Origin of the sequence: Sphingomonas sp. JC676, from assembly GCF_014489075.1 — a bacterium.
In the GTDB taxonomy this organism is placed as follows: domain Bacteria; phylum Pseudomonadota; class Alphaproteobacteria; order Sphingomonadales; family Sphingomonadaceae; genus Sphingomonas.
The window spans coordinates 201,744-215,744 of sequence record NZ_JACTGR010000003.1 but is presented as its reverse complement, the minus strand read 5'-3'; the positions used below and the strand labels follow the sequence as shown (position 1 = coordinate 215,744).

The window sequence follows — 14,001 nt, the reverse complement described above, 5'->3', positions numbered from 1 at the left end:
TAGCCTGGGTCCAGAACGGAATGGAATGGCGCGCCAGTTCATCTGGACGACGACGCCTCGATGTGATCTCCGCCAGCGCGGCCCAAGGCTGTTTGCTCCGACGAAGCGCGATATCGCCGGGTGTCCTATGCCGGCGTTACGCACTGCCGTCGGAAGCAAGACTTAGCGCCTCTGCACGCAAGCACGCGCAATTTCTGCAACTACGGTAGAGCCTCTGACGCTCCGGAATTTCAGAGGCGCCCTTCCGCGATAAGCTCCTTTTGGATCTCCGAGATGCGCGCCTCGCCCGCGCGTAACGCATCGCGGCTGGTATGGACGGAATAATAGCCCAGGGCGAGATCATGCTCATGCGGCGCAGCGGCTCCCACCATGAACTCCGCGTCTTCGATCGCCTCGAACTCCACGCCTGTCTCCGAGCGCTCGAAAACCGCCATGTCGCCATGTTCGAGACGCTCAGGCACCGCGACTCTTCCCTTGGCGATAGCGGTCCACAACACCGTCTGTCCGGCAGGCGGCTCGAAGCGCCACCGCTCGCCGGCGCGCAGCGTGACCGCGAGATAGGTGATCGGCGACGGCGCCGCGATCGGGCTTTCGACTCCGCCATGCTTTCCCAACAGCACGCGCGCGGGTCTGGCCAGCGCGACGTCCTCGGGCGCCTGGTAAAGGCTGTGGGTCGGGCCCAGCTCCAGTTCGGGCGGGAGCGCGATCCAAAGCTGGAACCCGCGTGTACGCCCGGCCTCGACGCCGCCGCCATGCCACATTCCGCCGCCCGCCTGCATCCACTCAACGCCGCCTGCCGGCAGCTGGCCCGTGAAATTGTCGGGATCGATATAAGTGATCCTGCCTTCGCCGATATAGGTCAACGTGGCGATTCCCGAGTGCGGGTGAAGGCTCCCCTCAAAGGCCTGGCCCTCATGCTCGATCAGGTCGAGAAACACGAACGGCTTCAAAAGCTCGCCCAGATCGGAGGGACTCATCAACCTCGTGATCGGACCGTGCCGGCGACCGCGAGTGCGGTGCATGATCTTGCGCGCAGCGGTATCGACTGGCGATGCCGCAGCGTCGGCGAAGCTATGTGCCATCGAAGAGTTCCCATTCACTTATAATTTGTGCTGTGGGTGAGATCGGTCGCTCCGAACCGTGCTGCAAGAAGGCACATGTTCGTAACCGAGGCACAGGGACGTGACTTCAAAGGACGAATATCGCCGAGGATATGGGAACCATCTGGTCGGAGAGGTTCTTGAGGCGCACTTCTTCAGTGAACGAGATCAGGGCGCGCAATCGGGAAGAACCGCGACAGCCGGCCCGTGGTGACCGCATTGCTGGGTGGCTCTCCGACCCAGCTCCGTCCACCATCCGCCCAGGCGGACTCTCCGCCAACTCAGCAGCCGGGAGGCTTCGCTCCAAGACCGGATAGCGGGAAGCCAAGTCCATGCAGCCCGCCGGCGAGCCTCGCGCTTGCGATGCGCTCGCGATATTCGACAAGCTGGAGGACGTGATCGAGATCGCGGACCTTTCCGGGGTCGTCGCCATTGCGGACCGCGGCCTCGATCTGCCGCAGCATTTCACCCTGGGCAGCCGGACCGTGCATGAGCATCGCCACTTCGGCGCGTTCCAAAAGAATGGCGAGCGGCGTCACTAGGTCTCCCTGCTCCCTTGCATGAGCGGCGGGTCATATCCAGAATGGATATACCTAGGCAATCCTCAATTAGTTGCGTCTGCGTAATGATGCAGACACGTAAATTTCCTTACCCCGGTGTTTTCCGGACTTGTTTACACCGGGGTAAATAATCCATTGTGGATATATTGAAACACGAGTGAACCGGGCGATGAGCAATAGTGGAGACGGCATCGAGACCGTCTGCAGGCATCTGGCGGAGGCCATAGCGCTTCTTGATCGTGCCGGTGAAGATATGGAAGCGGCGAACCTGTCCCTGTCGCTCGAGCGACTGACTTCGAAATACGAAGTCAGTTCGCCGCTGGGTCCGCAAGCCGTGCCAGAATGACTCCGAGCAGCTTGTCGAGCGACTGAGCGGTTTCCTCGCTCAACTCGAGGAAGGTGAAGCGCTTGTCGCTGGGCATGCCGTGCTTCACGACCATGCCGCGCTTGGCCAGCGCATTGATCCAGCGCAGCGCCGTGGTGGTCGGCACGCCCGAGGCGGTGCAGGCCGCCGAGGTGGATACGCGGTGACCCTCGGCACGATTCACGTAGAGATCGAGCAGGATGTTGAGCGCGGGATTGGCGAACAGTTCCGGATTGAGCTGGATTTCCAGCAGCCCGCGCGCCCAGAGGATCAGCCGGGCGAGTTCCAGCGGCGTCAGCCCGGGCGCGATCGTGATCGCCGACGAAGCCGCCGACCTGCCCGCGACTTCCGAGAACAGCCGCTTGATATCGGTCAGTCGCTCGTCGAATTCATGTTGTAGATCGGGCCGGTGGTTTCCCACTCGTTCCTCCATTTCAGGAGTGAAGGTAAGGCGCGCATCCGGCCCAGATCGAGGTAAGGGTGCGTGCCACGTCACTTCTCAAGACAAGAGAGGCAGTTCGAAACGGACATTGGCTTGTGGGCCGGATCCGTTCGCGATTGCTCCAGTTGTACCGTAACGGGACATTCCCCCTCAGATCAATAGATTGCTGGGTGCCCCGGATCGTTCTGGCGCATTCCACTGCCAAGACGAAACGAGCCGCGCGAATCCGCATCGCGCCGGTTCGAATGCCGATCACGCCGCGCCGATGGCCGGCGCGCGGCGCCGAGCCCTGATTTGTCTGCCCGGTCTCGTCTGCATAAAGCTGCCCCTCCCCTAGAGAGCGGGTGCAAAACTATGTCCGGGCGGCCGATGCAACGAAGATAGGGGGTAAACGGCGCGTTCGTTATCTTTGCGTTACAATACGGTGGCGACCAGCTGCCGGAAGGCATCCGCCCGGTGGCTCATCGCGTGCTTGGCCTCGGGATCCATCTCGCCGAAGCTCTGGTCATGTCCGATCGGCACGAACATCGGATCATAGCCGAACCCCTTGTCGCCGCGCGGCGGCCAGACCAGCGTGCCGTCGACGCGGCCCTCGAACCATTCGACATGGCCGTCGGGCCAGGCGAGCGCGAGCGCGCAGACGAAATGCGCGCCGCGGCCGGTCTCGGGGGGAAGCGCCTCGAGCTTCTCGTTCACGCGGTGCATGGCGAGGCCGAAGTCCCGGCCGTCGAAGCCGGGACCATCGCTTGGCTCAATGCCCGGAAGGCCGGGATTCGGCAGCCCCCAGCGCGCGGAGAAGATGCCGGGGTCGAGGTTGAGCGCCTCGACGCACAGGCCGGAATCGTCGGCGAGCGCGGGCAGGCCGGAGAGATCGGCGGCCTGGAGCGCCTTCAATTCGGCATTGGCGACAAAGGTGGTGCCGGTCTCGTCGGGCTCGGGCAGGTCGAGCTCGGCAGCGGAGACGGGTTCGATGCCATAGGGCCCGAGCAACGCGCGGATCTCGCGCACCTTGCCTTCATTATGGCTGGCGATCACCAGCCTGCCGGGGGCGAGCTTGCGGATCGCCTGGGGGGTGTCGCCACCGATGCCTTCGTCCGGATCGCTCATTGCACAGCCTTTAACTGCGCTTCGAAGATCCGGTTGCATCCGATGCGCGCGAGGCGGAGCAAACGGAGCAGGCCTTCCTCGTCGTAGCAGGCGCCTTCGGCCGTGGCCTGGGCCTCGGCGATCTTGCCGTCGGAGAGCAGGACGAAGTTCGCATCGGCATCGGCGTTCGAATCCTCGTCATAGTCGAGGTCGAGCACCGGATTGCCCTGATAGATGCCGCAGCTGACCGCCGCGACCTGCTGCCGGATCGGATCCTGCTCGAGCTTGCCCTCGGCAATCAGCTTGTTGACCGCGATACGCAGCGCCACCCAGGCGCCCGAGATCGCCGCGGTGCGGGTGCCGCCATCGGCCTGGATCACGTCGCAATCGAGGGTGATCTGGCGCTCGCCGAGCAGCTTGAGATCGGTGACGGCGCGCAGGCTGCGGCCGATCAGGCGTTGGATCTCCTGGGTGCGGCCCGACTGCTTGCCCTTGGCCGCCTCGCGCTGGCCGCGCGTGTGGGTGGCGCGGGGGAGCATGCCATATTCGGCGGTGACCCAGCCCTCGCCCTTGCCGCGTAGCCAGGGCGGCAGGCGCTCCTCGACGCTGGCGGTGACGAGCACGCGCGTGTCGCCGAAGCCGATCAGGACGGAGCCCTCCGCATGGCGGGTGAAATGGGGCTCGATCGTGACGGTGCGCATTTCGTCGGGGGCGCGGCCGGATGGGCGCATCTGCTTCAGTCTCCTGTAAGGTCGGTCCAGCGACGTAGACGGTGGTAACCAAACAAGCCAGCCTTGGCGGGCGATCCTCGGGGAGTGTGACATGCGGCAATGGGTGTTGATGGGGGTGGTGGCAGTGGCGCTGGGCGGATGCATTCCGCCGGGGCGGCCGCAGGCGCCGGGCGGGCCGGTGCCGATCGAGGGCGATTCGATTACCTATGAGACGGGGCCGTGCTTCGGCGCCTGCCCGGTCTATTCGGTGACGGTGCGGCCCGACGGCAGCGGCGTGTTCACCGGCAAGCGTTTCACGGCAGTGACCGGGGAGCGAGGCTTCACGCTGACGCGGGCGCAATATGACGCCTTCGCCGGGCAGCTGGCGCCCTATCGCCCTGCGAGCGGCGGCGTGCGCTATGCGCCAGGCGAGCCGAACTGCCAGAACGCTCCGACCGATATGCCCAGCGTCGACGTGACCTGGACGCGCGCGATCGGCGACAGCCAACACCTGTATTTCTATTTCGGCTGTGGCCGAACGGCCAATCCCGGAATGCGGGATGCACTGGGGCATGCGCCCGACGCGCTGCCGATCGCGGAGCTGATCGGGGCGCGGCCATAATTCCTTCACCGGGGTGAGGGACGCGGGGAAGGTTGGCGCTGGGCCGCCAAGCGTTACATAAGCGTGGCATGACCACGCCCCCCATCCACGAGCTGACCGACCGCGCGCGGGACGTGTTCCGGATCGTGGTCGATTCCTATCTGGAGACGGGCGTGCCGGTGGGATCGCGGACGATCGCGCAGATCTCCGGGCTCAATCTGTCGCCGGCGTCGATCCGCAACGTGATGCAGGACCTGGAGGAACTGGGCCTGCTCGCCGCGCCGCATACCAGCGCGGGGCGGATGCCGACCGAGACGGGGCTGCGCCTGTTCGTCGACGGGATGATGCAGGCGAGCGCGCCGAGTGCCGAGGAACGCGCGGCGATCGAGGAGCGCGCGGGCCAGGCAGGGCCGATCGAGGAGGCGCTGGCGAGCACCACGCTGGCGCTTTCAGGGCTTTCGGCCTGTGCGGGGCTGGTGCTGGTGCCCAAGCGCGAGCCGGTGCTGCGCCAGTTCGGCTTCGTGCCGCTGGGCGGTGATCGCGCGCTGGCGGTGCTGGTGGGCGACGACGGCTCGGTCGAGAACCGCGTGGTCGAGCTGCCGCTGGGGATGGACCCGGCATCGCTGCAACAGGCGGCCAATTATCTGAGCGCGACGCTCGCGGGCTCGACCTTAAGCGAGGCACGCCGGCGGATCGAGCGCGAGATCCGCGACGAGCGCGCGGCGCTCGACAGCGCGGCGCGGACTTTGGTCGAGCGCGGGCTGGCGGTGTGGAGCGAGGACGGGCACCGCCCGGTGTTGATCGTGCGCGGCCAGGCGCGGCTGATCGACGCCGCCGCGACCGAGGATCTCGACCGCGTGCGCCAGCTGCTTGACGAACTCGAAGGGAAAGAAGAGATCGCCCGCCTGCTCGACAGCGCGCGTGAAGGCGAGGCGACGCGAATATTCATCGGATCGGAAAACAAGCTTTTTGCGTTGTCCGGTTCGTCGGTGATCGCGAAGCCCGTGCGGGCACTGGACGGGCGGGTCGTGGGCGTGGTGGGGGTGATCGGCCCCACGCGGTTGAACTATGCGCGTGTCGTGCCCATGGTGGATTTCACCGCTGCAACATTGGCCCGACTGCTGGCCTGAATACTTTGGAAGAACATGTCGGAAGATAAGAAGATGGACGTCGAGAACGCGGACAACGACCTCCGCGAGGAAACCGCGGAAGCAGCGCCCGAAGTGGCGGAACATGATCGCCTGGGCGAATTGGAAGCGCAGCTCGCCGACGCGCAGGCCGCCGTGCTCTATGCCCAGGCCGACCTCCAGAATGTCCGCCGCCGCGCCGAGAAGGAAGCGCAGGACGCGCGCAACTATGCCGCGACCAGCTTCGCCCGCGACATATTGTCGGTGGCCGACAATCTCAGCCGTGCGCTGGCGGCGATCCCCGCCGAGCTGCGCGCCGACGAGAAGCTCAAGGGCCTGGTGACCGGCCTCGAGGCGACCGGGCGCGAGATCGAATCGGTGTTTGGCCGCCATGGCATCTCGAAGATCGTCGCGGTCGGCGAGCCGCTCGATCCCAATCGCCACCAGGCGATGATGGAGATGCCCTCGGCGGATGCTGAGCCAGGCACCGTCGTCCAGGAAATCCAGACGGGCTATATGATCCGCGACCGGCTGTTACGTCCCGCGCTGGTGGCGGTGGCGAAGAAGCCGGATTGAACTTGGTCGTCATCCCCGCGAAAGCGGGGATCCAGGGCCAAACAGGACAGTCCCCCGTGACTCTGGATCCCCGCTTTCGCGGGGATGACGGATAGAGGGGTAGCGAGCGCCGAAGATAGTGGCGCCGTTAACCGCTTCTCCCTATCTGCCCCACTATGTCCGGTCGCTTCGATTCCGTTCCCAATCGCCGTTTGCTGATCGACCGGCGAGGCGTCGCCGAGCGGCTGGCGGCGGTGAAGGGCAAGGATACCGCGGCGCTGCGCAAGGCGGCGACCGCGGAGCTCAGGATCGCGCTCGATGCCGGGCGCGCCGAGATCGAGCGGCGGCTGCAGGAGCATCCTTCGCGCGGGATCGAGATCGCCGCAGCGGGCGCATTCCTGACCGACCAGATATTGCGCTTGCTGTGGGACTTCACCGTCGAGCGGCTGCACCGCAACTCCAATCCCTCGTCCGGCGAGCGCATGGTGCTGATCGCGGTGGGCGGATACGGGCGCGGCGAGATGGCGCCGCATTCGGACATCGATATCGGCTTCCTCACCCCGTGGAAGGTCACCGGCTGGTGCGAGCAGGTGATCGAATCGATGCTCTATTCGCTGTGGGACATGCAGCTGAAGGTGGGGCATTCGTCGCGCTCGCTCGACGAGATGGTGCGCCAGGCCAAGGCGGATGTGACGGTGTGCACCGCCTTGCTTGAGGCGCGCTACGTCTGGGGCGACACCGATCTGTATGACGAGGCGGCGAAGCGCTTCAAAGCGGAGGTCCAGGTCGACACCGCGCGCGGCTTCATCGCGCAGAAGCTCGACGAGCGGAACGCGCGGCACAAGCGCATGGGCGACAGCCGCTATGTCGTCGAGCCCAACATCAAGGAGGGCAAGGGCGGGCTGCGCGACCTCCACACGCTCTTCTGGATCGGCAAGTACGCGTACAATGTCCGCGAGCCGGCCGAACTGGTCGAGGCGGGGCTGCTGACCAAGCTCGAATTCCGCCAGTTCCGCCGCGCCGAGAATTTCCTGTGGGCGGTGCGCTGCCAGCTCCACCAGATCACCGGCCGCGCCGAGGACCGGCTGACCTTCGACGTCCAGCGCGAGATCGCCGAGCGGATGCGCTATTCGGACCGGCCGGGCATGTCGAAGGTCGAGCGCTTCATGCGCTTCTACTTCCTCCAGGCGAAGGTGGTGGGCGACCTGACCGGTGTGTTTCTCGCGCATCTGGACGAGAAGTTCGCCGCGCGTGGGCGTCGCTTCGGGCTGCCGGCCTTGTGGCGGGGACAGCGCAAGCTCAAGGGCTTCGTGCTCGATCGCGGTCGGCTGGCGCTGCCGAACGACCATTTCTTCCGGGACGATCCGGTGCGGCTGGTTGAATTGTTCCAGCTCGCCGACCTGCACGAGCTGGAGATCCATCCGCTGGCGATGCGCACGGCCAATCGCGACGCCAAGCTGGTCGACGATGTCCGCGACGATCCGCGCGCCAACGCCTTGTTCCTCGACGTGCTGACCTCGAAGCGCGATCCCGAGACGGTGCTGCGCTGGATGAACGAGGCGGGGGTGTTCGGGCGGTTCGTGCCGGACTTCGGCCGCGTCGTCGCCCAGATGCAGTTCGACATGTACCACCATTACACGGTGGACGAGCATTCGATCCGCGCGATCGGGCTGCTCAACGCGATCGAGAAGGGCGAGCTGAAGGATGATCATCCGCTCGCCTCCGTCATCTTCGAACATGTCGCGTCCAGGCGCGCGCTCTATGTCGCGGTGCTGCTCCACGACATCGCCAAGGGACGCGGCGGCGACCATTCGATCCTGGGCGCCGAAGTCGCCGAGCGGCTGTGCCCACGGCTGGGAATGACGCCGGCCGAGACCGAGAATGTCGCCTGGCTGGTGCGCTGGCACCTGCTGATGTCGGCGACCGCGTTCAAGCGTGACCTGTCGGATTTCAAGACGATCCTCGACTTCGCCGAGCAGGTGCAGAGCGCCGAGCGGCTGCGCATGCTGCTGATCCTAACGATCGTCGACATCCGCGCGGTGGGGCCGGGCGTATGGAACAGCTGGAAGCGGCAGCTGCTTGGCAATTTGTTCGAATCGGCCGAGGAAGTGCTGCGACTGGGGCACAAGCAGAAGGGGCGGAACGAGCGGATCGCCGCAAAGCAGGAGGCGCTTGCGCAGGCGCTCGGCTGGAACGAACCGCGGATGGCGGCGCTCAAGAAGCGGATGACCGAGCCCTATTGGATCGCCGAGCCGCTCGACGTGCTGGAGCGCAACGCCCGGCTGGTCGACGCGGCGGGGAACTCGCAGCTCTCGATCGAGGCACAGGTCTATCCCGATCGCGGCGCGACCCTGGTGACAGTCTATGCGTCGGACCATCCGGGGCTGTTCTACCGGATCGCCGGCGCGATCCATGTCGCGGGCGGCAACATCATCGACGCGCGCATCCACACGACCCGCGACGGCATGGCGCTCGACAATTTCCTGGTCCAGGACCCGCTCGGCCGCCCGTTCGACGAGGAGTCGCGGCTCAACCGGCTCAAGACCGGCATTGCCGACGCGCTGGCAAACCGCGCACGGCTTTCCGAGCGGCTCAAGACCAAGGCGGCGCCGCGGCTGCGTTCCGACGCCTTTGCCATCGAACCAAATGTGTTCATCGACAACAAGGCGTCGAACCGATTTACCGTGATCGAAGTCAATGCGCGCGACCGGCCGGCATTGCTCTACGGGCTGGCGCATGCGCTGTTCCAGTCGAAGGTGACGATCCATTCGGCGCATGTCGCGACCTATGGCGAGCGCGCGGTCGACACCTTCTACCTGACCGATCTGATCGGTGATAAGATCACCTCGGCGTCGCGACTGAAGACGATCGAGCGGCGCCTGCTCGAGGCCGCCGCGGGCGAGGAGGTTGCCCAGGCCGCCTGAGACGAAAGGAGCTTGCATGCCGGTAATCGGATTGGGCGGCTATTTCTTCCGTGCGAAGGACCCCGAAGGGCTGAAGAGCTGGTATCGCGAGACGCTGGGCGTGGGCGGCGGCTGCGGCAAGGACGAGACCGGCGAGTCGAGCGAATGGTTCTGGCATCCCGAACCGGGCCCGATCGTGTTCGAGCCGTTCAAGGCCGACAGCGACTATTTCGCCGCGGACAAGCAGGTGATGCTCAACCTGCGCGTGCGCGATCTGGACGGATTGCTCGAGCAGCTCAACGCGCTGGGCATCGACATCATCACCAAGGACGAATGGGATACGCCCGAGACCGGACGGTTCGCGCGGATCCATGATCCCGAGGGCAATCCGATCGAATTGTGGGAGCCGCCGGCGAGCTGACGCGGATCGGTTGACGGAATTGCGCGGGTGCGCCGAGCGCCCGCCCGTCACACGATATCGGCGGAGATGACCTGATCGATCAGCGCATCGTCGGCGCGAATCTGGCCGTCGAGGATCAGCATCGCGAGGCCATGTACTAGCGACCAGGCACGCGTCACGCGGATCGCCGTGGCAGGATCGTCGGTCGACGCATTGCCCGCGGCGGCGGCGTTACGGCGCAGGAAGGTCATCGGATCCGCCTCGTTGCACGCATCATAGTGTTCGCCGTCAAGCGCGGGCGATGCGAAGATCAGCCGGAACAGCGCGGGATTGGCGAGCGCGAAGCGGACATAGGTGCGTCCCGTCGCCGCGAAGGAAGCCAGGCCGCCTCCCGCTTTCTCCGCCGCCTCGAGCTGCGCCGCGCCGAGCTGCGCCAGGCCTTCGCGCGCGAGCGCCGTCATCAGCGCGTCCTTGTCGGGAAAGTGGCGATAGACCGAGGTCGCGCTGACTCCGGTGTTGCGGGCGACCTCGCGCAGCGAAAACGACTCGGCATCGCGCTCGGTGAGCAATCGCAATCCTTCCTCGATCAACGCAGCGCGCAGATCTCCATGATGATAGGGCTTTTTTTCAATGTTGACACTGTTACCATCGGAGTTCATATTAACAGTGTAAACATTGGAGGCAGACATGCAAGACGTTACTATCCTCGAAACCAAGGCGGACGCAGCGGCCCTTGTTGCGGCCGAAATTAAGTCGGCGAACCCATTCCTGGACGGCATCCACACGCCGATGACTGACGAGCTCGAGCTTACCGAACTCGCGGTGACCGGTGAGATCCCGGCCGGGTTCGACGGACGCTATATGCGGATCGGGCCCAATCCGGCGGCGGCGCCCGACGCCGAGCGCTATCACTGGTTCACCGGCGATGGCATGGTCCATGGGCTGGCGATCGCCGAGGGCAAGGCGCTCTGGTACCGCAACCGCTGGATCCGCTCGGAAGCGGTGGCCAAGGCGCGCGGCGTCGAGGCGGCGCCCGGGCCGCGGCACAGCTTCGATACGGTCAACACCAATGTCGTCGGCATCGGCGGGCGCATCTGGGCACTGGTCGAGGCTGGGGGCTATCCGGTCGAGCTGTCCCAGGACATGGAAGAGCAGGCGTCCAACCCGTTCGACGGCACGCTGGCCGGCGCGTTCAGCGCGCACCCGCATCTCGATCCCAGGACCGGCGAGATGCACGCGATCTGCTATGAGGGCTTCGAGCCGGGCAAGCTGAGCCATGTCGTGGTCGACAGCAGCGGCAAGGTGGTACGCGAGGAGCCGATCGCGCTGCCGCACGCGCCGATGATCCATGATAGCGCGATCACCGAGCGCTTCGTCGTCGTGCTCGATTTCCCCGTCACCTTCTCGGTGGCGGCGCTGAGCAACGGCAGCACCTTCCCCTATAACTGGAACCCGGCCCAGCCGGCGCGGATCGGGCTGATGCCGCGCGGCGGCAGCCAGCAGGACATCCTCTGGTGCCCGGTCGAGCCCGGCTTCGCCTTCCACGTTGTCAATGCGTACGACCGTGCCGACGGCAAGGTGGTGATCGACCTGTGCGTCTATGACTCGATGTTCTCGGACGGCGCGCATGGTCCGGATGCGCGGTCGCGCGGGCTGGAGCGCTGGACGGTCGATCCCGAGACGCGGAGCGTCGCGGTGCGCACGATCGACGCTTCGCCGCAGGAATTTCCGCGGCTCGACGAGCGGCGCTTCGGCCAGGCCTATCGCTATGCCTATACGATGGCGCTGCCCGCCGAACCCGCGGCGCGGTTCCTCGGCGAGAGCAAGCTCTACCGGCACGACCTGGAGACCGGCGCGCGGCAGGTGCATGACTTCGGCGTGGGCCGGGTGCCCGGCGAGTTCGTGTTCGTGCCCAAGGGGCCGGACAGCGCCGAGGAAGAGGGCTGGCTGGTCGGGCTGGTGATCGACACGCTTTCCGAGCGGACCGATCTCGTCATCCTCGACACCACGCGCTTCGAGGGCGAGCCGCAGGCGGTGGTCCACCTGCCGCACCGCATCCCGCCGGGTTTCCACGGCAACTGGATCGCGTCGGCGGCCTGACGGCCGCCAGCCGAGCCAAGGGCGGCCGCTCCTCGCGGGGCGGCCGCCCTAGCTGTGTCAGCGCCCGGTCATCTGCTCCAGCCGCTCGGGGTAACGATTGCCCTCGACGGCGATCTCCGCGGCGGCATCCCCGATCTCGCGGAGATCTTCCGGCGTCAGCACGACATCGACGGCAGCGATATTCTCCTCAAGGCGGCTGAGCCTGGTCGTGCCGGGGATGGGCACGATCCAGGGCTTCTGCGCGAGCAGCCAGGCGAGCGCGATCTGCCCGGGTGTCGCCTGCTTGGCGGCGGCGATCCGGCCGAGGAGATCGACCATCGCCTGGTTGGCCTGCATCGCATCGGGCTGGAAGCGCGGCAGCTTGCTGCGGAAATCGTCGCTGGCGAAGCTGGTCGTCGCATCGAGCTTGCCGGTGAGGAAGCCGCGGCCGAGCGGGCTGTACGGCACCAGGCCGATGCCCAATTCCTCGAGCGTCGGGATCACGGCTTCCAGCGGCCGCCACCAGAGCGAATATTCGCTCTGCAGCGCGGCGACCGGCTGGACGGCGTGCGCGCGGCGGATCGTCTCGACGCCCGCCTCGGACAGGCCGAAATGCCGCACCTTGCCCTCGGCGATCAGGTCCTTGACCGTGCCGGCCACCTCTTCGATCGGCACGTCGGGATCGACGCGGTGCTGGTAGAAGAGATCGATCACATCGGTCTTGAGCCGCTTGAGCGAAGCGTCCGCGACTGCCCGGATATGCTCGGGTCGGCTGTTCAGGTCCGGCGCGCCGCGCGGATCGGTGCCGGTGTCGAAGCCGAACTTAGTGGCGATGACGACCTGGTCGCGCACCGGCGCCAGGCCCTCGCCGAGCAGTTCCTCGTTGGTGAAGGGGCCATAGACTTCGGCGGTGTCGAAAAAATTGACCCCGCGCTCGACCGCGCCGCGAAGTACCGCGATCATCTCGGCCTTGTCCTTGGGCGGGCCATAGGAAGTGCTCATCCCCATGCATCCGAGCCCGAGCGCCGAAACCTCGAGGCCGCTGGTTCCCAATATCCGCTTCTGCATAAATCCTCCTTCGCCCGCCACGCGGGCATTGTCCGGGAACGCATATGGGCCCGATGACTTCCAGCGATTAGACGGCTAAACGTGCATGTAGTCATATCGGATATTCATGAATGCAGCGCGACGACCTGGTCGATCTGAACGCGTTCCTGGCGGTGGCGGAAGAGCGCAGCTTCACGCGCGCGGCGGCGAAGCTGGGTACCTCGCAATCGGCGCTGAGCCATGTCGTGCGCCGGCTGGAGACGCGGCTGGGCATCCGGCTGCTCTCCCGGACCACGCGCAACGTGATGCCGACCGAGGCGGGCGAGCGGTTGCTCCGCACGCTGGGGCCGGCGCTCGACGAGATCGATGCGGAGCTCGCCGCGCTGGGCGAGCTGCGGGAAAAGCCGGCGGGCACCGTCCGGATCACGACGGGGGAACATGCCGCGCGCACGATCCTGTGGCCGGTACTGGAGCGGCTTCTGCCCGACTATCCCGATCTCAGGGTCGAGATCAGCATCAACCAGGGGCTGACCGACATCGTCGAGGAACGCTTCGATGCCGGTATCCGGCTGGGCGAGCAGGTCGCCAAGGACATGATCGCCGCTCGGATCGGGCCGGACGTGCGCGCGGCGGTCGTCGGCGCACCTGCCTATTTCGCCGATCGGGCGATACCGCGGGTGCCGCAGGACCTTGCCGAGCATCGCTGCATCAACCTGCGCCTGCCGACCTTTGGCGGCCTGTATGTCTGGGAGTTCAGCAAGGGCGGCCGCGAGCTCAACGTCCGGGTCGACGGCCAGCTCGTCTTCAGCAGCACCTCGATGATAGTGACGGCGGCGGCGGCCGGGTTCGGGCTGGCGATGGTGATGGAGGACAAGGTGCGCGACGGAATAGCGAACGGCAGCCTGATGCGGGTGCTGGACGACTGGTGCGAACCGTTTTCGGGCTATCACCTCTATTATCCGACCCGGCGCCAGGCATCGCCGGCCTTCACGGTGCTGCTGGAGGCGCTGCGCTATCGCGGCTGAGC

Annotated in this window: 14 protein-coding genes; 7 read left to right on the top strand and 7 right to left on the bottom strand. The window is 66.0% G+C overall.

Translation table 11 applies throughout. The annotated features are described in order from the left end of the window. Nucleotides 1–230: 230 nt before the first annotated feature. The 5 genes from IAG41_RS11630 to rph form a co-directional block, all read right to left on the bottom strand. Nucleotides 231–1,082: a pirin family protein gene (locus tag IAG41_RS11630; RefSeq protein ID WP_187728811.1), complete on the bottom strand. Its 852-nt coding sequence runs from the start codon at nucleotides 1,080–1,082 to the stop codon at nucleotides 231–233. 299 nt (nucleotides 1,083–1,381) lie between these two features. Further along, entirely contained in the window at nucleotides 1,382–1,639 is a 258-nt protein-coding gene (locus tag IAG41_RS11625) for a hypothetical protein (RefSeq protein ID WP_187728810.1), read from the bottom strand. Between the two features lie 329 nt (nucleotides 1,640–1,968). Continuing rightward, nucleotides 1,969–2,445: a transcriptional regulator gene (locus tag IAG41_RS11620; RefSeq protein ID WP_316251143.1), complete on the bottom strand. Its 477-nt coding sequence runs from the start codon at nucleotides 2,443–2,445 to the stop codon at nucleotides 1,969–1,971. 435 nt (nucleotides 2,446–2,880) lie between these two features. Further along, nucleotides 2,881–3,573 (bottom strand): RdgB/HAM1 family non-canonical purine NTP pyrophosphatase, encoded by a 693-nt coding sequence (gene rdgB, locus IAG41_RS11615; protein WP_187728808.1) that lies wholly within the window; start codon nucleotides 3,571–3,573, stop codon nucleotides 2,881–2,883. Next, nucleotides 3,570–4,283, bottom strand: coding sequence for a ribonuclease PH (gene rph, locus IAG41_RS11610; RefSeq protein ID WP_187728807.1), 714 nt, complete (start codon nucleotides 4,281–4,283; stop codon nucleotides 3,570–3,572). The genes rdgB and rph overlap by 4 nt, the downstream gene beginning before the upstream one ends. Nucleotides 4,284–4,374: 91 nt before the next feature. On the opposite strand from rph, the gene IAG41_RS11605 reads away from it, so the two are divergent. The 5 genes from IAG41_RS11605 (at nucleotide 4,375) to IAG41_RS11585 (ending at nucleotide 9,869) form a co-directional block, all read left to right on the top strand. Next, entirely contained in the window at nucleotides 4,375–4,884 is a 510-nt protein-coding gene (locus tag IAG41_RS11605) for a DUF6438 domain-containing protein (RefSeq protein ID WP_187728806.1), read from the top strand. 68 nt (nucleotides 4,885–4,952) lie between these two features. Continuing rightward, nucleotides 4,953–5,993: a heat-inducible transcriptional repressor HrcA gene (hrcA, locus tag IAG41_RS11600; protein ID WP_187728805.1), complete on the top strand. Its 1,041-nt coding sequence runs from the start codon at nucleotides 4,953–4,955 to the stop codon at nucleotides 5,991–5,993. A 15-nt stretch (nucleotides 5,994–6,008) separates the two neighbouring features. Next, nucleotides 6,009–6,566 (top strand): nucleotide exchange factor GrpE, encoded by a 558-nt coding sequence (gene grpE, locus IAG41_RS11595; RefSeq protein WP_187728804.1) that lies wholly within the window; start codon nucleotides 6,009–6,011, stop codon nucleotides 6,564–6,566. 155 nt (nucleotides 6,567–6,721) lie between these two features. After that, nucleotides 6,722–9,469, top strand: a complete 2,748-nt coding sequence (locus IAG41_RS11590) for a [protein-PII] uridylyltransferase (protein WP_187728803.1) — start codon at nucleotides 6,722–6,724, stop codon at nucleotides 9,467–9,469. A 16-nt stretch (nucleotides 9,470–9,485) separates the two neighbouring features. Next, nucleotides 9,486–9,869, top strand: coding sequence for a VOC family protein (locus tag IAG41_RS11585; RefSeq protein WP_187728802.1), 384 nt, complete (start codon nucleotides 9,486–9,488; stop codon nucleotides 9,867–9,869). A 47-nt stretch (nucleotides 9,870–9,916) separates the two neighbouring features. Here the strand turns inward: IAG41_RS11585 and IAG41_RS11580 are convergent, their stop codons facing one another. After that, nucleotides 9,917–10,423 (bottom strand): TetR/AcrR family transcriptional regulator, encoded by a 507-nt coding sequence (locus IAG41_RS11580; RefSeq protein WP_410468086.1) that lies wholly within the window; start codon nucleotides 10,421–10,423, stop codon nucleotides 9,917–9,919. Between the two features lie 112 nt (nucleotides 10,424–10,535). On the opposite strand from IAG41_RS11580, the gene IAG41_RS11575 reads away from it, so the two are divergent. Next, nucleotides 10,536–11,948 carry a carotenoid oxygenase family protein gene (locus IAG41_RS11575; protein WP_187728800.1) on the top strand — a complete coding sequence of 471 codons (1,413 nt, stop codon included), beginning with the start codon at nucleotides 10,536–10,538 and terminating at the stop codon, nucleotides 11,946–11,948. Nucleotides 11,949–12,005: 57 nt separating this feature from the next. Here the strand turns inward: IAG41_RS11575 and IAG41_RS11570 are convergent, their stop codons facing one another. Next, nucleotides 12,006–12,995 carry an aldo/keto reductase gene (locus IAG41_RS11570; protein ID WP_187728799.1) on the bottom strand — a complete coding sequence of 330 codons (990 nt, stop codon included), beginning with the start codon at nucleotides 12,993–12,995 and terminating at the stop codon, nucleotides 12,006–12,008. A gap of 110 nt (nucleotides 12,996–13,105) precedes the next feature. Between IAG41_RS11570 and IAG41_RS11565 the strand changes: the two genes are divergently transcribed. Beyond that, entirely contained in the window at nucleotides 13,106–13,999 is an 894-nt protein-coding gene (locus tag IAG41_RS11565) for a LysR family transcriptional regulator (protein ID WP_187728798.1), read from the top strand. Nucleotides 14,000–14,001: the final 2 nt, after the last annotated feature.

Bases quoted from the DNA above. Each gene is read 5' to 3' on its own strand.
- IAG41_RS11605 (WP_187728806.1), top strand. From the start codon at position 4,375: ATGCGGCAATGGGTGTTGATGGGGGTGGTGGCAGTGGCGCTGGGCGGA.
- IAG41_RS11590 (WP_187728803.1), top strand. From the start codon at position 6,722: ATGTCCGGTCGCTTCGATTCCGTTCCCAATCGCCGTTTGCTGATCGAC.
- IAG41_RS11585 (WP_187728802.1), top strand. From the start codon at position 9,486: ATGCCGGTAATCGGATTGGGCGGCTATTTCTTCCGTGCGAAGGACCCC.
- rph (WP_187728807.1), bottom strand. From the start codon at position 4,283: ATGCGCCCATCCGGCCGCGCCCCCGACGAAATGCGCACCGTCACGATC.
- IAG41_RS11575 (WP_187728800.1), top strand. From the start codon at position 10,536: ATGCAAGACGTTACTATCCTCGAAACCAAGGCGGACGCAGCGGCCCTT.
- rdgB (WP_187728808.1), bottom strand. From the start codon at position 3,573: ATGAGCGATCCGGACGAAGGCATCGGTGGCGACACCCCCCAGGCGATC.
- IAG41_RS11630 (WP_187728811.1), bottom strand. From the start codon at position 1,082: ATGGCACATAGCTTCGCCGACGCTGCGGCATCGCCAGTCGATACCGCT.
- grpE (WP_187728804.1), top strand. From the start codon at position 6,009: ATGTCGGAAGATAAGAAGATGGACGTCGAGAACGCGGACAACGACCTC.
- IAG41_RS11565 (WP_187728798.1), top strand. From the start codon at position 13,106: ATGCAGCGCGACGACCTGGTCGATCTGAACGCGTTCCTGGCGGTGGCG.
- hrcA (WP_187728805.1), top strand. From the start codon at position 4,953: ATGACCACGCCCCCCATCCACGAGCTGACCGACCGCGCGCGGGACGTG.
- IAG41_RS11570 (WP_187728799.1), bottom strand. From the start codon at position 12,995: ATGCAGAAGCGGATATTGGGAACCAGCGGCCTCGAGGTTTCGGCGCTC.